Below are 20,283 nucleotides of genomic sequence, written 5' to 3' on the forward strand. Positions count from 1 at the left end.
GCCGGCCCGGCGAGGTGGATCTTCTCGATCGTTTCCCGGTCACTTCCCGATCGGGAACTTCAAGATCGGGCCGCCCGTTCAACCGGCAACACGGACGAACCATGAGGAGACGGCAATGGCAGGCTTCCTGGACCGCGCCAAGGAACAAGCACAGCGCGGCCTCACGCAGGGCAAGCAGAAGCTCGACGACGTCCAGGCACAGCGGGCGGGCGGCGATCTGCTGAAGAGCCTGGGCGCGGCCTACCTCGCGGAGCGGCGCGGCAGCGGCTCTCCGCAGGCCACACAGCAGGCTCTCCAGGCCGTGGAAAGCCACATCGCGACGCACGGGGACGGCTTTCTGCGCGCCTGAGGCGGTCCGCGCGTACCGCTGACCGGATCGGCTCGCACGCCGTGCGAACAAGTGGTCCCGACCGGGGAGACCGGGTACAAGCAGCGGTACGAGACGGCCACGAAGGGTGGCCGTCGCGGCCCTGCAAGGAGGCGGTCATGGCCCCACCCATGTCCGCGGGCAGCTTTCTGAGCCGGCTCAAGGCGGAAGGGCTCACCGTCGTCGAGGTCGGCGACTGGGAGCATCACAACCGCAATCACAAGGGCCCGTGGGGCCCGGTCCACGGCGTGATGATCCACCACACGGTGACATCGGGGAGCCGGCGCACGGTCGAGATCTGCCGTGACGGCTACAGCGGTCTGCCCGGCCCGCTGTGCCACGGCGTCATCACCAAGGACGGCAGAGTCCACCTCGTCGGCTACGGCCGTTCCAACCACGCGGGCCTGGGCGACGACGACGTCCTGCGCGCGGTCATCGCGGAGAAGGCCCTCCCGCCGGACAACGAGGCGAACACCGACGGCAACCGCCACTTCTACGGCTTCGAGTGCGAGAACCTCGGCGACGGCGAGGATCCCTGGCCCGAAGCCCAGCTCGACGCCATCGAGCGCGCAGCGGCAGCGGTCTGCCGCCACCACGGCTGGACGGCCCGCTCGGTCATCGGCCACCTCGAATGGCAGCCGGGCAAGATCGACCCCCGCGGCTTCACGATGGCGGCCATGCGGGATCGCATCCACGAACGACTGAAGTAGCGCCCTGGTGGCGGGCCCGTGCCGCCGTGGCCCTGCCCCGCTCGGACGCGTGTCCGACAATGGGTGGGTGATCAGCCCCGAGACCCCCGAAGCGCTCGGCCTGGGCGCCCTGCGGCCACGGCTGCCGTCCCCGGTGCGAGAGGCCGTGGACGAGCGGTTCGCGCGGCGCGGTGTCCGGCTGCTGCTCAAGCGGGACGATCTGATCCACCCGGAGCTGGTCGGCAACAAGTGGCGCAAGCTCGCCCCGAACCTGCGAGCGGCGGCGGGCCGCACTGTCCTCACCTTCGGCGGCGCGTACTCGAACCATCTGCGGGCCACCGCCGCCGCGGGCCGCCTCCTGGGCCTGCCCACCGTCGGCGTGGTCCGCGGCCAGGAGCTCGCCGACCGACCGCTCAACCCGTCCCTGGCCCAGTGCGCGGCCGACGGCATGCGGTTCCACTTCATCGACAGATCGACGTACCGCCGCAAGAGCGAGCCGAAGACGCTGGCCGCCCTCCTTCGCGCGTGCGCCGCCGAGGACGCGTACGTGATCCCGGAGGGCGGCAGCAACTCCCTTGCCGTTCAGGGCTGCCGAGCCCTCGGCGAGGAACTGCGCGACCACGGCGGTGTCGACGTGGCCGCGGTCGCCTGCGGCACGGGCGGCACCTTCGCGGGCCTGGCCGCCGGCCTCGGCCCGGGCCGGCGCGCCCTCGGCATACCCGTCCTCAAGGGCGGCTTCCTCGACGCGGAGATACGTACGCTCCAGGACGAGGCCTTCGGCGGCCCGCGCGGCGACTGGTCGCTCGACGACCGCTTCCACTTCGGCGGTTACGCCCGCACGCCACCCGAACTCGACGCGTTCGCCGCCGACTTCGAGCAGCGCCACGAGCTGCCCGTGGAGCGTCTCTATGTCGCCAAGTTGCTGTACGGACTTGTCGCCCTCGCCGAGGAGGGCGCGTTCGCGCGCGGGACGACGATCGCGGCGGTCGTCACCGGCAGCCCCCACCTCCGAACCGCCGACAAGGTCTAGGCCCTACGTCGCCTCGCGGAACGCCGCCGCCTCCTCCAGGTCCAGGCGTCGCAGCAGCGTCCGGAGCATCTCGTCGTCGATGTAACGGCCGTCCCGGAGTCTCACGAACATCGCCCGCTCGGCGCCGATCATCTCGCGCGACAGCCGCCGGTACGTGTCGTCGGCGGTCTCCCCGGTCACGGGGTTCACCGTCCCGAGCCGCTCCCACACGGCGTTGCGGCGACGCTCCAGGACCGAGCGGAGCCGGTCGGCGAGCGGCGGCGGCAGCGCGTTGCGCTCGTCGTCGAGGAGTTCGTCCAGGCGGCGTTCCGCGGTCCGGGACGCCTGCGCCTGGGCGTTCGCCTCGGCGAGTGTCTCGGCCTGCCGGTCCCGCTCGGGCAGCTTCAGCAGCCGGACCAGCGGGGGCAGTGTCAGCCCTTGGACCACCAGCGTGCCGATCACCGTCGTGAAGGTCAGGAAGAGGATCAGATTGCGGCCCGGGAAGTCCTCCCCGCCCTCAGCGGTGAGCGGGATCGAGAAGGCGATGGCGAGCGAGACCACGCCTCTCATCCCGGCCCAGCTGATGATGAAGGGCCCCTTCCAGGTGGGGTTGTCCTCCCGTTCCCGGATCCGCTTGGACAGGATGTGTGGCAGGAAAGTCGCGGGATACACCCACACGAAGCGGGACACCACGACGACCAGGAAGACGGCCACCGCGTACCAGGCGGCGCTCACTCCCTCGTACTCGTCGAGGCCCTTGAGGACGATCGGGAGCTGCAGGCCGATCAGCGCGAAGACCGCCGACTCCAGGATGAACGCGACCATCTTCCACACCGCCTCCTCCTGCAGCCGGGTCGCGAAGTCGACCTCCCAGTTGCGGTGCCCGAGGTAGAGCGCGACGACGACCACGGCGAGCACTCCGGAGGCGTGCACCTGCTCGGCGACCGCGTACGCGAAGAACGGGATCAGCAGGGACAGGGAGTTCTGGAGGAGCGCCTCCTTCAGGTGCGTGCGCAGCCAGTGGAGCGGCACCATCAGGACGACTCCGATGCCGATGCCGCCGATCGCCGCGAGCAGGAACTCGCCGATGCCGCCCGCCCAGGTCGCGCCCTCACCGACGGCAGCGGCGATTGCCACCCGGTAGGCGGTGATCGCGGTCGCGTCGTTCACCAGGGACTCGCCCTGCAGGATCGTGGTGACCCTGGAGGGCAGCCCTACCCGGCGCGCCACAGCCGTGGCCGCCACCGCGTCCGGGGGCGCCACGACCGCGCCCAGCACGAGCGCCGCCGTCAGCGACAAATCCGGCACGATCATGTACGCGGCCCAGCCGACGACGAGCGTCGCGAAGAGCACGTACCCGACCGACAACAGCGCGACCGGCCTGAGCTGCGCCCGCAGATCGAGGTACGAGCTGTCCGTGGCCGCCGTGTAGAGCAGCGGGGGCAGCACCAGCGGGAGCACCACGTCGGGGTCGAGGGTGTATTCGGGGACCCCGGGCAGGTACGAGACGATCAGGCCCGCGGTGACCAGCAGCAGCGGCGCGGGCACCGGGGTACGGCGGGCCGCGCCGGCGACCACGGCGCTGCCCGCGACCAGCAGGAGGAGGGGCATCACGTGCATCGGCTTCGGCCCACCTTCGTTTCCGCGCGGATTCCCGCACGCCCGACGTAATCTGGCAATCATGAAACAGTGCACGCACGCCGACGCGCTGCCGCATCCAGAACCCGAGCCGCTGAGCGAGACCTGCCTGGAGTGTCTGGCGGCCGGCTCGCACCCCGTGCAGTTGCGACTGTGTCTCATCTGCGGAGACGTGGGCTGCTGCGACTCGTCGCCGCTGCGGCACGCGACGGAGCACTTCAAGGAGACGGGACACCCGATCATGCGCACGTTCGAGCCCGGAGAGAACTGGCGCTGGTGCTTCGTCGACCACGTACTCGTGTGACGAGGGATCCGGACGGTTCGACCCTCTGACCGTTGGGTACGTCAACCCGGCGCGCGCTCTTCCCAATTGGGCCCGCAGACCCCTAGCCACTGTGCGTATCCATAGGTTTACTATGAGTGACAGCAAGGGGTTGGGGTCCCGGGGACAGGAAACCTGAGAGCGCGATAGCGTCACCGCTGAACCACGTTGCGCGTTACCCCGGGGGGCGACCCTCGGCCCCCGAAAGAGCTTGTACCACCTTGGAGGTGAGGGTGTCCCAGATCGCAGGCGAGCCCGCGACCCAGGACTTCGTGGAAGTCCGGCTGCCGGCTGCGGGTGCCTACCTGTCGGTGCTGCGCACGGCCACAGCCGGCCTCGCGGCGCGTTTGGACTTCACCCTCGACGAGATCGAGGACTTGCGCATCGCCGTGGACGAGGCGTGCGCGATCCTGTTGCAACAGGCGGTGCCGGGCTCCGTGCTCAGCTGTGTCTTCCGCCTGATCGACGACTCGCTCGAGGTGACCGTCTCGGCCCCGACCACCGACGGCCATGCCCCCGCGCGGGACACCTTCGCCTGGACCGTGCTGTCGGCCCTCGCAGGCAAGGTGTCCTCCTCGGTGGCCGACGACAAAACCGTTTCGATCAGCCTCTACAAACAGCGCGGCGCGGGACCCGGGCCGGCGTGAGGAACGGGGACGGGCCGGTGCGGGACGAAGAGCGCGGCACACGGGAACTTCCCGGCAAGGGCGAGGACGGCCCGACCGGGCCTCGGCGTCCGGCGGAAGGTGTCGACGGCATCCCCGAGCAGCAGGCCCGGCCGCATCCGGAGGACATCGCCTCCGCGGCGGCCGAAGAAGCGCCTCAGCGGGAAGAGCCGATCGACAAGGACGGGCGCGAGGCGCTCTCCGACAGTGACGGGCGACAGGATCCAGACGTTGCCGCGCAGAGGGGGTCCCCCCGGACGGAGTCTGGGGGGACGTCCTCGGAAGGGCGGCGGCGGGTGACGGGCGGGATCATGAGCGAGCAGCACGAGCACGAACGAAATGCCGACAGCGGCGCGTCGGGTACGCAGCACGACCCCCACGACCGCGCCGGGGCGCGGGCCAGGTTCATCGAGCTGCGCAAGCTGGACCCCAGCAGCCCGGAGTACGCGGAGCTGCGCAACCGGCTGGTCCGGATGCATCTGCCGCTCGTGGAGCACCTCGCGCGCCGCTTCCGCAACCGCGGCGAGCCGCTGGACGACCTCACACAGGTCGCCACCATCGGCCTGATCAAGTCGGTTGACCGCTTCGACCCGGAGCGCGGTGTCGAGTTCTCGACGTACGCGACTCCGACGGTGGTCGGCGAGATCAAGCGGCACTTCCGCGACAAGGGCTGGGCAGTGCGGGTGCCGCGCCGGCTGCAGGAGTTGCGGCTCGCTCTCACCACGGCGACCGCGGAGCTCTCGCAGCGGCACGGCCGCTCACCCACGGTCCACGAGCTGGCCGAGAAGCTGGGCATCTCGGAGGAGGAGGTCCTGGAGGGCCTGGAGTCGGCCAACGCGTACTCCACGCTGTCCCTGGACGTCCCCGACACGGACGACGAGTCCCCGGCGGTCGCGGACACCCTGGGCGCGTACGACGAGGCCCTGGAGGGCGTCGAGTACCGCGAGTCCCTCAAGCCCCTCCTTGAGGACCTTCCACCGCGCGAGAAGCGGATCCTCCTCCTGCGCTTCTTCGCCAACATGACCCAGTCCCAGATCGCCCAGGAGGTGGGCATTTCCCAGATGCACGTCTCCCGCCTGCTGGCCCGCACCCTGGCCCAGCTACGGGAAAAGCTCCTGGTGGAGGAGTAACAGACCGCGCCCCTCTGCGGGGCGCGGGCACCATGCGGTTCTCGGCGGAACGGGCAACTGCGCTCCCCCAGGGACACGGGGACGCATGGCTTTTCACGGGGCGCGGGGAACTGCGCGATCAGCGGGCCCGCAGACTCGGTACGCCCTCAGCCCACCCCGGCCTACTTCGACTCCCGTACGCCACCCGGCCCGGTGATCCCCAGGGCCCTGGTCGTCTCCGGATTCACGATCAGCACCAGCGCCGCGACAGCCACCACCGCCAGGGCGATCCCCCCGGGAATGGCGAGACTGTCGGCCTGAAGCAGGTTGTACGCGACGGGCAGCGCCATGATCTGCGTGATGATCGTCGGCCCCCGGCTCCACCCGCGCCGCAGCATCAGCCCGCGCGCGGCCAGCAGCGGAAGCAGCGCGAGCACGATCAGCGTCACGCCCCCGGTGACGGCCTGACTCCGGTCGTCCGGGTGCCCCGTGAGACCCATCACCAGCATGTAGCCGCCGCCGACCACAAGAGCGAGCCCCTCCAGCGCGGCCAGCGCCGCCGCGACGGTCAGCCGCGTGGGACGGGGTTCGGCGTCGGAGGTGTCCGGGGTCGATTTCTGCTCAGAACTCACCCCTGAAGAGTAGCTCTCACCCCGTACCCGCCAACGGCCCCGGGGCACCCCCGGGAACCCGCTGTGTGGTGCCCCTCACACCTGATCCCTACCTCGGTATGGGCCGAGTACCACGCGGTAGGTACGCTGCATCGCATGCGTGCACTTCTCGTGGTCAATCCGGCAGCAACCACCACAAGCGCACGCACGCGTGACGTCTTGATCCACGCGTTGGCGAGCGAGATGAAGCTCGAAGCGGTCACCACCGAGTACCGCGGGCACGCCAGGGACCTCGGCCGGCAGGCCGCGGAGAGCAAGGACATAGAACTGGTCGTGGCCCTCGGCGGCGACGGCACGGTCAACGAGGTCGTGAACGGCCTGCTGCACGGCGGCCCCGACCCGGACCGGCTGCCCGGCCTCGCCGTCGTCCCCGGCGGCTCCACCAATGTCTTCGCGCGCGCCCTCGGCCTGCCGAACGAGCCCGTGGAGGCCACCGGCGCCCTCCTCGACGCGCTGCGCGAGGGCCGGCAGCGCACGGTGGGCCTGGGCCTCGCCGCGGGCACCCCGGGCAGCGAGGACGAAGGCGTCCCCGCCCGCTGGTTCACCTTCAACGCGGGCCTCGGCTTCGACGCCGGCGTGGTCGGCCGCGTCGAACAGCACCGCGAGCGCGGCAAGCGTTCCACGCACTCCCTCTACCTGCGCCAGGCGATGCGCCAGTTCTTCGGGGAGACCCACCGCCGCCACGGCACGATCACGCTGGATCGGCCCGGCGCGGACCCGGTGACCGATTTGGTGCTGTCGATAGTCTGCAACACCTCTCCGTGGACGTATCTGGGCAATCGCCCGGTGTACGCGTCGCCTAAGGCCTCGTTCGATACCGGGCTCGACGTACTCGGTCTCAGCCGCATGTCGACGACCGCGGTTGCCCGGTATGGCACCCAGTTGCTCACTTCGTCCCCCGAGCGCGGACCCCATGGGAAGCACGCAGTGTCCCTGCACGACCTGACCGACTTCACCTTGCATTCGAAGGTCCCACTCCCCCTCCAGATGGACGGCGACCACCTCGGACTGCGTACGAGCGTGACGTTCACAGGCGTTCGCCGTGCACTGCGTGTGATTGTGTGAGCGGAACGGGCTAAAGTCCTTCCACTCGAACGTTTAGGCCAGGATCCACCCCATGGAAGTACGGCTGTGACCTAGTCGACACCGAGGAATCAAAAAAAACTTTCCGGTAGGGGTTGTATCCGCCGCTGAGGTTTGCGAGTCTCTTTGTGGCGCTCGGGACGGGCCGCAACATCGCCCCCACAGAGCGCCGGAACCCCTCCTCAATTCACAGGACCACACCAGTCCGTCTGGTGGTCGGCCCTTCACTTGTTGAGGGATTCGTGAAAGCGTTCACATTCACAAGCAACGTGCATGTAATACCAAGGAGAGGTAGCAGCCATGGACTGGCGTCACAACGCCGTTTGCCGCGAGGAAGACCCCGAGCTCTTCTTCCCCATCGGCAACACCGGTCCTGCGCTGCTGCAGATCGAGGAAGCCAAGGCCGTCTGCCGTCGCTGCCCCGTCATGGAGCAGTGCCTGCAGTGGGCGCTCGAGTCCGGCCAGGACTCCGGCGTCTGGGGTGGTCTCAGCGAGGACGAGCGCCGCGCCATGAAGCGCCGCGCCGCCCGCAACCGGGCCCGCCAGGCATCCGCCTGACAACCCACCCCACACGGCCCTGAGCTTGGCGGCGCGTACAGCGAGTACGCTTCTCCCGCCCCCGAGCCGCAGCGCGCAGTACCCCCGATGCGCAGATAGCAACGAGCACGATGAGCCCCGGACCGGAAAACGGTCCGGGGCTCATTGCTGTTTGCGGCTGCGTCTTCGTGGGGTGCCCGGCGACCGCCGGCCGCTCCCGGCAACTCGTGATGATTACGCAGCGTGCGCGTGGAGTAATGGTGCGGATTGCCTGTGCGTCACTTGTGGGGCACCACGGGAATGTCCAGGACGACCTGCGTTCCGCGCTCGGGGGCGCGGACCATGTCGAAGGTTCCGCCCAACTCCCCCTCCACCAGCGTCCGTACGATCTGCAGGCCCAGGTTGCCCGAGCGGTGCGGGTCGAAGCCCTCGGGCAGACCGATGCCGTCGTCCTGGACGGTGACCAGGAGGCGGGCCTCCTTGGTGCTGCCGCCGCGGACCGCGGACACCTCGACCGTGCCGCGGTCGCCCTCCCGGAAGCCGTGCTCCAGCGCGTTCTGCAGGATCTCCGTGAGGACCATGGAGAGCGGGGTCGCGACCTCGGCGTCGAGTATGCCGAAGCGTCCGGTGCGCCGGCCGACGACCTTGCCCGGGGAGATCTCGGCGACCATGGCGAGCACTCGGTCGGCGATCTCGTCGAACTCCACGCGCTCGTCCAGATTCTGGGAGAGAGTCTCGTGCACGATGGCGATCGATCCGACCCGGCGCACGGCCTCTTCGAGCGCCTCACGGCCCCGGTCGGACTCGATACGGCGGGCCTGGAGGCGGAGCAGGGCCGCGACCGTCTGGAGGTTGTTCTTCACGCGGTGGTGGATCTCCCGGATGGTCGCGTCCTTGGTGATCAACTCCCGCTCGCGGCGCCGCAGTTCGGTCACATCACGCAGGAGTACGAGCGAACCCACCCGCGTGCCCTTGGGTTTGAGCGGGATGGCGCGCAGCTGGATCACGCCGTCGGCGCTCTCGATCTCGAACTCGCGGGGCGCCCAGCCGCTGGCGACCTTGGCCAGCGCCTCGTCCACCGGGCCGCGGGACGGGGCGAGTTCGGCCGTGGTCTTGCCGAGGTGGTGGCCGACCAGGTCGGCGGCGAGACCGAGACGGTGGTACGCCGACAGCGCGTTCGGTGACGCGTACTGGACGATGCCCTCCGCGTCCAGCCGGATCAGGCCGTCACCCACCCGCGGCGAGGCGTCCATGTCGACCTGCTGGTTGGGGAACGGGAAGGAGCCGGCCGCGATCATCTGTGCGAGGTCGGACGCGCTCTGCAGATAGGTGAGTTCGAGCCGCGAGGGCGTGCGCACGGTGAGGAGGTTGGTGTTGCGGGCGATGACGCCCAGGACGCGCCCCTCCCTGCGCACGGGGATCGACTCGACCCGGACGGGAACCTCCTCGCGCCACTCCGGGTCGCCCTCGCGCACGATCCGGCCCTCGTCCAGGGCCGCGTCCAGCATGGGGCGGCGGCCGCGCGGGACGAGGTGGCCGACCATGTCGTCCTGGTACGAGGTGGGGCCGGTGTTGGGCCTCATCTGGGCGACCGAGACATAGCGGGTGCCGTCACGGGTGGGAACCCACAGGACGAGGTCCGCGAAGGAGAGGTCGGAGAGCAGCTGCCACTCCGAGACCAGCAGGTGCAGCCACTCGAGGTCGGAGTCACCGAGGGCGGTGTGCTGGCGGACGAGGTCGTTCATGGAGGGCACGTGTGCGAGCGTACCCGCCGGGTGCGACATGCTCCGATATCGGCCACCCGCACGGGCCCGGAAACACCCGCGGGCCGCGGCGCCTGGGAGGGACCCTCAACCCTCCCGGCACCGCAGCCCGGAGCAACATCGGCCGCGGGGTGTGCGGTCCCGTTCGGCCGAAGACGAGGATCCGGTGCAGTCAGGGCAGAGAGCGCCGGCTCCTCGGTCCGTCTTCCTGTGCGGGGAAGACGGAGGCTTGGTCATACGGACGGCTTGATCATCAAGTTGCATTCTCAAGCTTTGTACGATTGTGGACTAGACCACTCTCGACTGTCCATGCGTTGGCGGATGTTTGTTGTTGTCTCTTTATCCAACAACTCACGTCCTACATCCACCACGCAGCCTATCCCCGAGCGGTTCACGAGCGGGGCCAGATTCGCATGGCAAGTTCGGCGAGCGCCTCCAGCTCTTCCTTGGTGGCGCCGTCGCGGGCCTGCTGGGACATGCCCTGGATCATGGCGCCGGCGTGCCGGGCCAGGGCCGCCGCGTCGGTGTCCGCAGGCAGCTCACCTGCGGCGACGCCGGACCTGATGCGGCTCTCGATGGCGGCGATGTTCGCGTTGCGCCGCTCACGGAGGGACTCCTCCACCTCCGAGGTCGTGCAGTTGGTGGCCGCGTGGACGATCAGGCAGCCATGCGGGCGGCCCGGCTCGGTGTACTCGGCCGCGGCCTCGCGCAGCATCCGCTCGACCCCGGCCCGGGCCGTCGGCTCCTCGGCGAAGGCCCGGTCGCCGAACGAGCCGTACCTCTCGCCGTACTCCCGTACGACCTCGTCGAAGAGCGAGCGCTTGTCACCGAAGGCCGCGTAGAGGCTGGGGGCGCCGATGCCCATGACCTGAGTGAGGTCCGAGACGGAGGTCGCCTCGTAGCCGTGCTCCCAGAAGGCGAGGATCGCCTTCTCCAGCGCGGTCTCGCGGTCGAAGGAGCGGGGGCGGCCGCGAGGCTTCGAGGCCTGGCCGGCGACGTCCTTGATGTCGTGGCTGCTCACCATGGAGTGAATTGTATAGCGGGTGCTAGAGAAATGTCCGCGGCTCGTTGTACGGTCTTTTTGTAGCGACCACTAGACAAATGAGAAGGGGGCGCCGGCATGGGCGTGCTCACGGGCAGGACGGCACTCGTCACCGGGGCGAGCAGGGGTATCGGACGCGGGATCGCCGAGCGGCTCGGCCGCGACGGGGCGCGGGTCGGGGTGCACTACGGCAGGAGCGAGGCGGCCGCGAAGGAGACGGTGGCGACGATCGAGGCGGCCGGCGGCTCGGCGTTCGCGATCCACGCGGAGCTCGGGGCGCCGAGGGACGCGGCGGCCCTGTGGGAGGAGTTCGACCGGCACGCGGACGGGGTGGACATCCTGGTGAACAACGCCGGGATCGGTACGACGCCACCGATCGAGGAGATCGACGAGGAGACGTACGACCAGGTCTTCGCGGTGAATGTGAAGGCGCCGTTCTTCATCGTCAGGCACGGCCTGGAGCGCCTGCGCGACGGCGGCCGGGTCGTCAACATCTCCTCGGGGCTGGCACGGGCTGCGGCCTTCCCCCACCTGATCGCCTACGCGATGACGAAGGGCGCCCTGGACGTCTTCTCCCGGGACCTGTCCAAGGTGCTGGGCGCCCGCGGCATCACCGTGAACTCGCTGGCGCCGGGCATCGTCGACACCGACAACACGGCCGAGCTGCTGTACGGCACTACCGACGGGTGGGCGAAGGCCGCGGCGATATCGGCGCTCGGCCGGGTGGGCGAGACCGCCGACATCGCCGACGCGGTGGCCTTCCTCGCCTCGGACCAGGGGCGGTGGGTGACCGGGCACTGGATGGACGCGACGGGAGGTTCGCTGACCTGAGCCCTCGGCCGCCGGGGCGCCCCGGGCCCGGCGGGGCACCTTCGGCCCGGCAGGACGGCTTCGGCCCGGCGGGATCGGCGGGACGGCTCGGGATCAGCGGGTTTCCGTGACCTTCGCGAGGGCGCGGGGCGCGTCCGGGTCCTGGCCGCGGGCGATGGTCACCTCGTAGGCGAGGAGTTGGAGCGGGAGGATCTCCAGGATCGGCTGGACCTCCTCGGCCACGCCCTCGGTGGGCAGGACGAAGCCGGCGGAGGCCAGTTCGACCTGGGGGCGGGGGCCGATGACGACGAGGTCGGCGCCGCGTCCGCGCAGCCGGTCGAGCACGGGCTGGAGTGCCGCGCCGCCCCTGCCGTCGGTGACGACCGCGATGACCGGGGAGATGTTGTCGACCATGGCGAGCGGGCCGTGCAGCAGGTCCGCGCCGGAGTAGGAGAGGGCGGGGATGTAGCTGGTCTCCATCAGTTTGAGGGCGGCTTCCTTGGCGGTGGGGTAGCCGTAGCCGCGAGAGGTGATGACCATGCGCTCGGCGAAGCGGTAGCGCGAGGCGAGGGTGCGGATCTCGTCCTGGCGGGCCAGCAGGTGCTCGGCGAGGTCGGGGAGCACCTTGGCCTGGGCGCCGTCACCGCCGCGCAGTCCTTCGACGAAGAGATAGAGGGCGAGGAGGGAGGCGGTGTAGGTCTTGGTCGCGGGGAGCGCCTTCTCCGGCCCGGCCATGATGTCAAGGTGGTACTCGGAGACGGCGGCCAGGGGTGAGTCCGGGTTGTTGGTCACCGCGAGCGTGATGGCGCCGGCCTCGCGGGCGGCCCGGGTCGAGGCCACCAGGTCCGGGGAGCCGCCGGACTGGCTGACCGTGATCACCAGGACGTCGGTGAGGTCGGGGCGGGCGCCGTAGGCCGTCGTGGTCGACATGGAGGTGAGGCCGCACGGCAGGCCGAGGCGGATCTCCAGGAGGTACTTGGCGTAGAGGGCGGCGTTGTCGGAGGTCCCCCGGGCGGTGAGCAGTACGAATCGGGGCTTGCGGGCGGCCACCCGCTGGGCCACGTCCTGGATGCGCGGGGCTCCCTCCTCCAGGATCCGCCGCAGGACGGCGGGCTGCTCGGCCATCTCGCGGGCCATGATCCGGCCCGGGCGGTCGGACTCGGCGGGTACCGGCTGCGCGTCGGGCTGGGGGTCCGGCGGGGTGGCGGTCATGGCGTTTCCTCCTGGGGCTGTTGCGTGGCGGGCGGAGCTGCGTCCGCGGGAGGGGGGCGGGGCTTGATTGCGCGTGCGCAGGTTCCATTCCACTCCCCCGGGGCGCGCGGCGCCCGCTCGGGGGTGGGTGGCGGTCAGGGGCGTCGGTCGGAGCCGTCGGTCGGGGGGCCACTCGGGCGTGGCTCCTTGACGTGCTTCCCGACGCGGCTCGTCGACGCGCCTCTCGGGTGCGGTCGATCGAGGTGTCGCTCGTGTGCCGTCGACCGGGCGCCCTGGGTCGGGGCGGCCGAGGGCAAGTGAGGGGCGACCGGGGAGAGCCGTTCTGCTAGATTGGTCTATACCACATGTTCGGTTGTGTCCCCTTCACCTTTCAGAACGGCAGGCCCAGCGTGGAAGTTGTCATCGTTTCGGACGCCAAGGCGGGTGGCGAGCTCATTGCCGAGGCCATGGCGGAGCTGCTCCGGCACAAGCCCGACGCGCTGCTCGGGGTGGCCACCGGCTCGACGCCGCTGCCCATCTATGAGGCGCTGGCGGCGAAGGTGCTTTCCGGGGCCGTGGACGCCTCGCGGGCGCGGGTGGCGCAGCTCGACGAGTACGTGGGACTGCCGGCCGAGCATCCCGAGTCGTACCGGTCGGTGCTGCGGCGCGAGGTGCTGGAGCCGTTGGGGCTGAACGTCGACTCATTCATGGGGCCGGACGGGACCGCCGAGGACGTGCGGGCCGCGTGCGAGGCGTACGACAAGGCGCTCGCCGAGGCGGGCGGGGTCGATCTCCAGCTCCTCGGGATCGGGACCGACGGGCACATAGGGTTCAACGAGCCGTGCTCGTCGCTCGCCTCGCGCACACGGATCAAGACCCTCACCGAGCAGACGCGGGTGGACAACGCTCGGTTCTTCGAGGGCGACATCGAGCAGGTGCCGCATCACGTGATCACCCAGGGGATCGGGACGATCCTGGAGGCACGGCATCTGGTGCTGCTCGCCACGGGTGAGGGCAAGGCCGATGCCGTGGCGGCGACGGTCGAGGGGCCCATCGCCGCGGTGTGCCCCGCGTCGGCGCTCCAGTTGCATCCGCATGCCACGGTCGTCGTGGACGAGGCGGCCGCGTCCAAGCTGAAGCTCGCGGACTACTTCCGGCACACGTACGCCAACAAGCCGGACTGGCAGGGCATTTAGGCGACCCGCTCCACGACGCGAAGATGCCGGGTCCCCTCGTGGTGAACCCGGCATCTTCATCCTTGCGTCGCCCCGCGCCCTGGCGCGGTGACCTGCACCCTGGCGCGGTGACCTGCGTTTTCGTCCCGTCGGCCTACGCCCCCGCGATGGCCTCCGCCGCCGCGAGGCCGCAGACGCGGGCCGCGCCGTGCGTGGCGATGTGGAGGGCGCCCCGGGGCGGTGACTGGGGCACGCCCATCTCGACCACGACCGTGTCGGGGCGGGCGGCGAGCAGGATGTCGAGGGCCTCGGCCATCCAGGTGTGGCGGTGGGCGTCACGGACCACCGCGACCACGCGGCGGGAGCCGGCCGCCGCGAGGGCCTCGGCCCCGGCCCGCTCCCCCGTGAAGCTCCCGGTCTCCGTGCCCGGCAGCATCCTCCGCAGTTCGGCGGCGACGCCCCACGGGGTCTCGTCACCGACGGCGATGTTGGCGACGGGGGTGAGGGCGGCGACGTACGGAGCCTCGGTGACCGGCGCGAAGTGCGCTCCGCGCGTGACCGTCAGCGCGCGCCGGGCCGCCACCAGCCCGACGTCGGTGCTCGCAGCGGACCCGGCATGGGACCCCGCTGCGGAACCTGCTCCGGAGGACGAGCCCGGCCCTGAAGTCCCGCCCGGCGCGCCCCCGTTCACCGAAGGCGAGGGAGTCGTCGTCTGCGTCGAAGCCGTCCAGGCCGCCAGTGCCCTGACGCGGGCCGCCGCGTCCGCCAGGCGTTCCTCGGGGAGTTCGCCCGAGCGGACAGCCGCGACCAGGGCGTCGCGCAGGCGCAGGACCGTCGGCTCGTCGGAGAGGCCTCCGCCCACGCAGATGGCGTCGGCGCCGGCGGCGATCGCGAGGACGCTGCCCCGTTCGATGCCGTAGGTCGCCGAGATGGCCTGCATCTCCATGCCGTCGGTGACGATCAGGCCGTCGTAGCCCAGTTCCTCGCGGAGCAGCCCGGTGAGGATGCGGCGCGAGAGGGTCGCGGGGTGGACGGGGTCCAGGGCCGGGACCAGGATGTGCGCGCTCATCACGGCACGCGTGCCCGCCTCGATGGCCGCGCGGAACGGCATCAGTTCGCGGGACTCCAGGACCGGGAGCTCCGCGTCGATGCGCGGCATCGCGTGGTGCGAGTCGACCGCCGTGTCGCCGTGCCCCGGGAAGTGCTTGGTGCAGGCGGCGACCCCGGCGGACTGCAGTCCGGAGACGTACGCGGCCGTGTGCCGGGCCACCAGTGAGGTGTCGGCGCCGAAGGACCGTACGCCGATCACGGGGTTGTCGACGTTGGAGTTGATGTCGGCGGACGGCGCCCAGTTGAGGTTCACTCCGCAGGCGGCCAGCCGGCGGCCCAGCTCGTGGGCGACCGCCTCGGTCAGTGCGGTGTCGTCGACCGCGCCCAGCGCGTGGTTGCCGGGGAAGGAGGATCCCGTACGGACCTCCAGGCGGGTCACGTCACCGCCCTCCTCGTCGATGGCGACCAGCACGTCGTCGCGTTCCGCGCGCAACTGGGACGTCAGGGCGGCCACTTGGGCGGAGGTGGCGATGTTGCGGCCGAACAGGCCGACGGAGGCGAGGCCTTCGCCCAGCCGCCGCAGCAGCCAGGAGGGAGCCGAGGTCCCGGTGAAACCGGGCTGCAGGACGGCAAGGGCGTCACGGGTCAGCGTGTCCGTGCCGGAGGCGATGGTGGTCATCGGGGGGCGTTATCCCTTCACCGCGCCGGAGGTGAGTCCGCTGACGGCCTTGCGCTGGAGGAAGACGAAGAGGACCAGGATCGGGACGGCGAAGAGCGAGGCCGCCGCCATGGTGGCCCCCCAGTCGTCGCCGAACGTCGTCTGGAAGCTGGAGAGCCACAGCGGGAGCGTCTGCTTCTCGGCGTCCTTGTTGAGGATCAGGACCAGCGGGAACTCGTTCCACGCCGTGATGAAGCCGAAGAGCGAGGTCGCCATCAGTCCCGGGGCGAGCAGCGGGAGGATGACCTTCACGAAGGCCTGCCTGCGGGTGCAGCCGTCCACCATCGCCGACTCCTCCAGTTCCTTCGGCACGGCGGCAACGTATCCGCGCAGCGTCAGGACGGTGAAGGGCAGCACCATGATCATGTAGAAGACGGTGAGCGGGACGAGGCTGTTCAGCAGGTCGGCGTCACGCACGATGATGTAGATCGCGATGACCATGACCTCCCAGGGCGCCATCTGCGCGATCATGAAGGTCAGGATGAATCCGCGACGGCCCTTGAACCGCATCCGGGCCAGCGCGAAGGACGCGAGCAGCGCGATGACGAGGGAGAAGACCACCGCGAGGACGGTCACCGTCAGGGAGTTGCCGACGAGCGTCCAGAAGTGGTCGGCGTCGAGCGCCTTCTGGAAGTGGTCGAACGTGATGTCGGTCGGCAGGAAGACCGGGTCGTCGGCGATGATGTCGCCGGCCGGCTTCAGCGAGGTCGCGAACATCCAGTAGACGGGGAACGCGAAGACCACGAAGAGCACGAGGGCCGTCGCGTTGGGCCACAGCCGGGCCATCAGGGAGCGCTTCACAGCTCGTCCTCCTCTTGCTTGAGAACGGTACGCAGGTAGTAGGCCGTCAGGCCGAGCAGGATGAGGATCGTCAGGAACGAGATCGCCGCTCCCATCCCGTAGTGCTGGTTGCCGGGGCCCTCGACGAACGCGTAGATCGGCAGGGTCTCGGTGAGCCGGTCGGGACCGCCCCTGTTCATGGCGAAGATCTGCGGGAACGCCTTGAAGACCCAGATGACCTCGAGGAAGGTCGTCGCCCACAGGAACGGCCGCATGAAGGGAAAGGTCACGTGGGTGAAGCTCTTCCACGTGCCGGCCCCGTCGATCGAGGCGGCCTCGTACAGCTCTTTCGGGATGGTGGTGGTGGCGGCGTACAGGTTGATCGCCACGAACGGGATCGACTGCCAGACGATCAGCAGGGTGATCACGGAGAAGGTGGAGAGCTGGGTGCCGAACCAGTTGTAGTCGGCCATCGACGTCCAGCCCGCCTTGGCGAGCAGCCAGTTGACGACGCCGAAGCGCTGGGCGAACAGCCACTGGTAGACCGTGGTCGCGGCGATCACCGGCATCGCCCAGGCCAGCACCAGACCGAGCATCAGCAGCAGCCGCATGCGCTTGCCGAGGCGGGCGAGGAGCAGGCCGACGAGCGTGCCGAGCAGCATGATGAGGGCGACGTTCACGGCGGTGAAGACGACCGTCCGCTGGACGACCTTCCAGAAGTCCGAACCGCTCAGGACGTCCGTGTAGTTGTCGAACCCCCGCCACTCGGTGAGGTGCAGGATCAGCTGGCGCGGGTTGAGGTTCTGGAACGACAGCACGCCGTTCTTGACCAGCGGCCAGCCGAGCAGGATCACCGTGGCGAGCAGGGCGGGCAGCAGAAGCAGATACGGGGCGGACGCGCCGCCGCGTCTTCTCGCCGGGCCCGTGTCGCCGGGCGGGGTTACGTCGGTTTTACGGACACCGGGCGCCGCGGCCGTGCCTGTGTCCGTGCGTTCGGTCTGCACTGACATGCTCGCCATCTCTTCCAGGTTCGGGAGTCGCAGATCGTTCGATGCGCCGACGCGCCGGGGACGGACAGGGCCGCCCCCGGCGCGAAGGTGATCAGCTGCTCTGTGCGAGCCGCTTGTTGATCTCCGCCTCGACCTGCTTGGCGGCCTCGGCGGGCGACTTGCCCTTCAGAACCGCGGTCATGTAGCTCTTGATCGGGTTCGGGTCGTTCTCCACGGCGGCCCACTCGGGGATCAGCGGCGTGGTGCCACCGCCGGCCGCGGCCGGGGCGGCGGCCACCGCGGCGGGGTTGGCCGACAGGTTGGTCTGCAGCGACTCCTTGTTCGGGATGACGCCGTTCTCCTTGGCGAGCGCGCCCTCGAACTTGTCCGACAGCGCGATCTTCAGGAACTCCTTGGCGAGCTCCTGCTTCTTGCTGCCCGCGGCGACCGCGAAGTTGGAGCCGCCGAGGAAGACACCCTCGGGCTTGTCGGCCGTCTCACCGGGGATGGTGAAGTAGCCGATGTCCTTCTCGATCTTCTTGTTGGCGGCGATGGCCGTGCCGGCCTCCCAGCCCATGCCGATGAAGGCGCCGACGTTGCCCTTGGCGAAGACCTCGGCCTGCTGCGGGGTCGCCTCGTCCTTGTCCTTGGGTGCCTTGGAGAAGGCCTGGTACTCCTTGTAGATCTCCATGGCCTTGCCGACCTTCGGGTCCGCGAGGTTGGAGACGTACTTGTCGCCGTCCTTCTTCACCAGGTCGGCGCCCTGGCCGATGGTCAGACCGTCGAAGAAGTACCAGTTCTGGCCGGGCAGGTAGAGCGGCTCGGCGTCGGTCTTCTTGTCGATGGCCTTCAGGTCCTCGAAGAACTCGGCCCTCGTCTTGGGGGTGTCCTTGATGCCCGCCTCGGCCCAGACCTTCTTGTTGTAGACGACGACACGGTTGGCGAAGTACCACGGGGCCGCGTACTGCTTGCCGTCGAAGACGGAGGACTCGTTGAGGGCCTCGGTCCAGTCGGCGCCTATCTCCGACTTGAGGTCCGACAGGTCGGCGAGACCGCCGGTGGCCGCGTACGCCGGGGTCTGGGTGTTGCCGACCTCCAGGACGTCCGGCGGGTTGTCCTCGGAGAGCGAGGTGGTGATCTTCTGCTGGATGCCGTTCCACTGCTGGGTCTCGAACTTCAGCTTGGCCTTCGTCTTCTTCTCGAAGGCGGCCGTGAGGTCCTTGGTCCAGCCGGGCGGCGTGGAGCCGTCCATGGCCCAGACGGTCAGGGTCTGGCCCTTGAAACCGTCGGCCCCCGTCTTCTCGCCACCGTCACCGTCGTCGCCGCCACACGCCGCGACAGACATCAACATGCCCGCGACACCGACAGCCGCAATGAGCTTGCGCTTCACGTCACCCTCCTCAGGGATGCCAGCAACCCCCCTGCCCACCGCGTGACTTACGACGAGTACTGCCCGTGGGGCTGGGACCTGGTCCTCAATGGTTTAGACCAGTAGGGGGGAGCTTGGCCTAGACCTAGAGGGGTGTCAAGGGCCGAAAAGCCGCTCCCGGCCGTCCGTTACGCGACCTACATATGCAGGGACCTTTCACTACACGGGGAACAGAACGGGCATGCTCCGACGGGCGCCCCACCGGCCCCGACAGGGCACCGCAGCAACCGCTCTCCAGCGCTGTGGACTAGACCAAAAGAGACCCCGACGGTATATAGAGGGGATCACGCAGCGTGCGGGGGGACACTCGCACGGCAAGCCGTGCCACGATGTGAGCCGCGGCCGACGCGCACGTCGGCCCATCGGCACCTGGAGCCGGGAAGGCAGAGTATGAGCACCGACGTCAGCAGTGCGGAGAACGAGGGTGGGGCCCCCATCCGTACCGCGCGCGTGCCCAAGTACTACCGCCTCAAGAAGCATCTGCTCGACATGACGGAGACACTGCCGCCCGGCACACCGGTACCGCCCGAGCGCACCCTCGCCGCAGAGTTCGACACCTCGCGCACGACCGTGCGCCAGGCCCTTCAGGAGCTGGTCGTCGAGGGGCGCCTGGAGCGCATCCAGGGCAAGGGCACGTTCGTCGCCAAGCCGAAGGTCTCGCAGGCGCTCCAACTCACCTCGTACACCGAGGACATGAGGGCCCAGGGCCTCGAACCCACCTCGCAGCTCCTGGACATCGGCTACATCACCGCCGACGAGACGCTCGCCGGGCTGCTCGACATCACCGCCGGCGGACGCGTTCTGCGCATCGAGCGGCTGCGGCTCGCGAGCGGGGAACCGATGGCGATCGAGACGACGCATCTGTCCGCGAAGCGGTTTCCCGCGTTGCGGCGGTCGCTCGTGAAGTACACCTCGCTGTACACGGCGTTGGCCGAGGTGTACGACGTTCATCTCGCCGAGGCCGAGGAGACGATCGAGACGTCGCTGGCGACTCCTCGGGAGGCCGGCCTTCTCGGTACGGATGTGGGACTGCCGATGCTGATGCTGTCCCGGCACTCGCTGGACAGGGGCGGGCTGCCGGTGGAGTGGGTGCGGTCGGTGTACCGGGGGGACCGGTACAAGTTCGTTGCGCGTCTCAAGAGGCCCGTGGAATAGGGGTGTGGGGGTGGGTGGGCGGCTGCGGGTGCGTCGTGGCTGGTCGCGCAGTTCCCCGCGCCCCTAAAAGCAGGGGGTTGCGCCCGGCCTT

20 protein-coding genes are annotated in these 20,283 nt (G+C 69.7%); 11 read left to right on the plus strand and 9 right to left on the minus strand.

Going from position 1 to position 20,283, the window contains the following annotated elements:
- The first annotated feature begins 115 nt into the window (after positions 1-115).
- From QF035_RS18725 to QF035_RS18735, 3 genes are all read left to right on the plus strand, one after another.
- Positions 116-349, plus strand: a complete 234-nt coding sequence (locus QF035_RS18725; RefSeq protein WP_189837561.1) for a hypothetical protein — start codon at positions 116-118, stop codon at positions 347-349.
- Between the two features lie 137 nt (positions 350-486).
- Positions 487-1,077 (plus strand): N-acetylmuramoyl-L-alanine amidase, encoded by a 591-nt coding sequence (locus tag QF035_RS18730; RefSeq protein ID WP_307521535.1) that lies wholly within the window; start codon positions 487-489, stop codon positions 1,075-1,077.
- A gap of 70 nt (positions 1,078-1,147) precedes the next feature.
- On the plus strand, positions 1,148-2,086 hold the full coding sequence (locus QF035_RS18735; protein ID WP_373466957.1) for a 1-aminocyclopropane-1-carboxylate deaminase/D-cysteine desulfhydrase: 939 nt from the start codon (positions 1,148-1,150) through the stop codon (positions 2,084-2,086).
- A gap of 3 nt (positions 2,087-2,089) precedes the next feature.
- On the opposite strand, the gene QF035_RS18740 is transcribed toward QF035_RS18735, so the two are convergent.
- A complete protein-coding gene (locus tag QF035_RS18740; protein ID WP_307521538.1) occupies positions 2,090-3,685 on the minus strand; it encodes a Na+/H+ antiporter in 1,596 nt (531 codons plus the stop codon).
- A 61-nt stretch (positions 3,686-3,746) separates the two neighbouring features.
- On the opposite strand from QF035_RS18740, the gene QF035_RS18745 reads away from it, so the two are divergent.
- From QF035_RS18745 to QF035_RS18755, 3 genes are all read left to right on the plus strand, one after another.
- On the plus strand, positions 3,747-4,007 hold the full coding sequence (locus tag QF035_RS18745; RefSeq protein WP_307521539.1) for a UBP-type zinc finger domain-containing protein: 261 nt from the start codon (positions 3,747-3,749) through the stop codon (positions 4,005-4,007).
- Positions 4,008-4,258: 251 nt separating this feature from the next.
- On the plus strand, positions 4,259-4,672 hold the full coding sequence (locus QF035_RS18750; protein WP_055512819.1) for an anti-sigma regulatory factor: 414 nt from the start codon (positions 4,259-4,261) through the stop codon (positions 4,670-4,672).
- The gene (locus tag QF035_RS18755; protein ID WP_307521540.1) at positions 4,669-5,820 is read left to right on the plus strand and encodes an RNA polymerase sigma factor SigF; all 1,152 of its coding nucleotides are present in this window, start codon (positions 4,669-4,671) and stop codon (positions 5,818-5,820) included. Before QF035_RS18750 ends, QF035_RS18755 begins: the two co-directional genes overlap by 4 nt.
- Before the next feature lie 161 nt (positions 5,821-5,981).
- On the opposite strand, the gene QF035_RS18760 is transcribed toward QF035_RS18755, so the two are convergent.
- Positions 5,982-6,431 (minus strand): hypothetical protein, encoded by a 450-nt coding sequence (locus tag QF035_RS18760; protein WP_307521541.1) that lies wholly within the window; start codon positions 6,429-6,431, stop codon positions 5,982-5,984.
- 135 nt (positions 6,432-6,566) lie between these two features.
- Between QF035_RS18760 and QF035_RS18765 the strand changes: the two genes are divergently transcribed.
- Both QF035_RS18765 and QF035_RS18770 read left to right on the plus strand, forming a co-directional pair.
- Positions 6,567-7,535: a diacylglycerol/lipid kinase family protein gene (locus QF035_RS18765; RefSeq protein ID WP_269648448.1), complete on the plus strand. Its 969-nt coding sequence runs from the start codon at positions 6,567-6,569 to the stop codon at positions 7,533-7,535.
- 318 nt (positions 7,536-7,853) lie between these two features.
- The gene (locus tag QF035_RS18770) at positions 7,854-8,111 is read left to right on the plus strand and encodes a WhiB family transcriptional regulator (RefSeq protein WP_016639615.1); all 258 of its coding nucleotides are present in this window, start codon (positions 7,854-7,856) and stop codon (positions 8,109-8,111) included.
- Positions 8,112-8,368: 257 nt separating this feature from the next.
- Here QF035_RS18770 and QF035_RS18775 read toward each other — a convergent pair whose 3' ends face one another.
- Together QF035_RS18775 and QF035_RS18780 are read right to left on the minus strand one after the other, a co-directional pair.
- Positions 8,369-9,844 (minus strand): sensor histidine kinase, encoded by a 1,476-nt coding sequence (locus tag QF035_RS18775; RefSeq protein ID WP_269648447.1) that lies wholly within the window; start codon positions 9,842-9,844, stop codon positions 8,369-8,371.
- Positions 9,845-10,244: 400 nt separating this feature from the next.
- Positions 10,245-10,877, minus strand: coding sequence for a TetR/AcrR family transcriptional regulator (locus QF035_RS18780; RefSeq protein ID WP_307521542.1), 633 nt, complete (start codon positions 10,875-10,877; stop codon positions 10,245-10,247).
- Between the two features lie 96 nt (positions 10,878-10,973).
- On the opposite strand from QF035_RS18780, the gene QF035_RS18785 reads away from it, so the two are divergent.
- Positions 10,974-11,726: an SDR family oxidoreductase gene (locus tag QF035_RS18785; protein WP_307521543.1), complete on the plus strand. Its 753-nt coding sequence runs from the start codon at positions 10,974-10,976 to the stop codon at positions 11,724-11,726.
- A gap of 93 nt (positions 11,727-11,819) precedes the next feature.
- On the opposite strand, the gene QF035_RS18790 is transcribed toward QF035_RS18785, so the two are convergent.
- Entirely contained in the window at positions 11,820-12,917 is a 1,098-nt protein-coding gene (locus QF035_RS18790) for an SIS domain-containing protein (RefSeq protein WP_307521545.1), read from the minus strand.
- A gap of 389 nt (positions 12,918-13,306) precedes the next feature.
- Between QF035_RS18790 and nagB the strand changes: the two genes are divergently transcribed.
- Positions 13,307-14,092 carry a glucosamine-6-phosphate deaminase gene (gene nagB / locus QF035_RS18795; RefSeq protein WP_307521547.1) on the plus strand — a complete coding sequence of 262 codons (786 nt, stop codon included), beginning with the start codon at positions 13,307-13,309 and terminating at the stop codon, positions 14,090-14,092.
- Between the two features lie 133 nt (positions 14,093-14,225).
- On the opposite strand, the gene QF035_RS18800 is transcribed toward nagB, so the two are convergent.
- The 4 genes from QF035_RS18800 to QF035_RS18815 form a co-directional block, all read right to left on the minus strand.
- A complete protein-coding gene (locus QF035_RS18800; protein ID WP_307521549.1) occupies positions 14,226-15,800 on the minus strand; it encodes a glycoside hydrolase family 3 protein in 1,575 nt (524 codons plus the stop codon).
- Positions 15,801-15,809: 9 nt separating this feature from the next.
- Entirely contained in the window at positions 15,810-16,640 is an 831-nt protein-coding gene (locus tag QF035_RS18805) for a carbohydrate ABC transporter permease (RefSeq protein WP_307521550.1), read from the minus strand.
- Positions 16,637-17,629: a carbohydrate ABC transporter permease gene (locus tag QF035_RS18810; protein ID WP_307521551.1), complete on the minus strand. Its 993-nt coding sequence runs from the start codon at positions 17,627-17,629 to the stop codon at positions 16,637-16,639. Before QF035_RS18810 ends, QF035_RS18805 begins: the two co-directional genes overlap by 4 nt.
- Positions 17,630-17,720: 91 nt before the next feature.
- Positions 17,721-18,998, minus strand: a complete 1,278-nt coding sequence (locus QF035_RS18815; RefSeq protein WP_307521552.1) for an extracellular solute-binding protein — start codon at positions 18,996-18,998, stop codon at positions 17,721-17,723.
- A gap of 429 nt (positions 18,999-19,427) precedes the next feature.
- Here QF035_RS18815 and QF035_RS18820 point away from each other — a divergent pair, with 429 nt between their 5' ends.
- On the plus strand, positions 19,428-20,192 hold the full coding sequence (locus QF035_RS18820) for a GntR family transcriptional regulator (RefSeq protein WP_055613737.1): 765 nt from the start codon (positions 19,428-19,430) through the stop codon (positions 20,190-20,192).
- Positions 20,193-20,283: the final 91 nt, after the last annotated feature.

It is taken from the genome of Streptomyces umbrinus (genome assembly GCF_030817415.1).
Taxonomy (GTDB): domain Bacteria; phylum Actinomycetota; class Actinomycetes; order Streptomycetales; family Streptomycetaceae; genus Streptomyces; species Streptomyces umbrinus_A.

Bases quoted from the DNA above. Each gene is read 5' to 3' on its own strand.
- QF035_RS18740 (WP_307521538.1), bottom strand. From the start codon at position 3,685: ATGCACGTGATGCCCCTCCTCCTGCTGGTCGCGGGCAGCGCCGTGGTC.
- QF035_RS18725 (WP_189837561.1), top strand. From the start codon at position 116: ATGGCAGGCTTCCTGGACCGCGCCAAGGAACAAGCACAGCGCGGCCTC.
- QF035_RS18780 (WP_307521542.1), bottom strand. From the start codon at position 10,877: ATGGTGAGCAGCCACGACATCAAGGACGTCGCCGGCCAGGCCTCGAAG.
- QF035_RS18730 (WP_307521535.1), top strand. From the start codon at position 487: ATGGCCCCACCCATGTCCGCGGGCAGCTTTCTGAGCCGGCTCAAGGCG.
- QF035_RS18770 (WP_016639615.1), top strand. From the start codon at position 7,854: ATGGACTGGCGTCACAACGCCGTTTGCCGCGAGGAAGACCCCGAGCTC.
- QF035_RS18790 (WP_307521545.1), bottom strand. From the start codon at position 12,917: ATGACCGCCACCCCGCCGGACCCCCAGCCCGACGCGCAGCCGGTACCC.
- QF035_RS18820 (WP_055613737.1), top strand. From the start codon at position 19,428: ATGAGCACCGACGTCAGCAGTGCGGAGAACGAGGGTGGGGCCCCCATC.
- QF035_RS18800 (WP_307521549.1), bottom strand. From the start codon at position 15,800: ATGACCACCATCGCCTCCGGCACGGACACGCTGACCCGTGACGCCCTT.
- QF035_RS18745 (WP_307521539.1), top strand. From the start codon at position 3,747: ATGAAACAGTGCACGCACGCCGACGCGCTGCCGCATCCAGAACCCGAG.
- QF035_RS18785 (WP_307521543.1), top strand. From the start codon at position 10,974: ATGGGCGTGCTCACGGGCAGGACGGCACTCGTCACCGGGGCGAGCAGG.
- QF035_RS18765 (WP_269648448.1), top strand. From the start codon at position 6,567: ATGCGTGCACTTCTCGTGGTCAATCCGGCAGCAACCACCACAAGCGCA.
- QF035_RS18810 (WP_307521551.1), bottom strand. From the start codon at position 17,629: ATGTCAGTGCAGACCGAACGCACGGACACAGGCACGGCCGCGGCGCCC.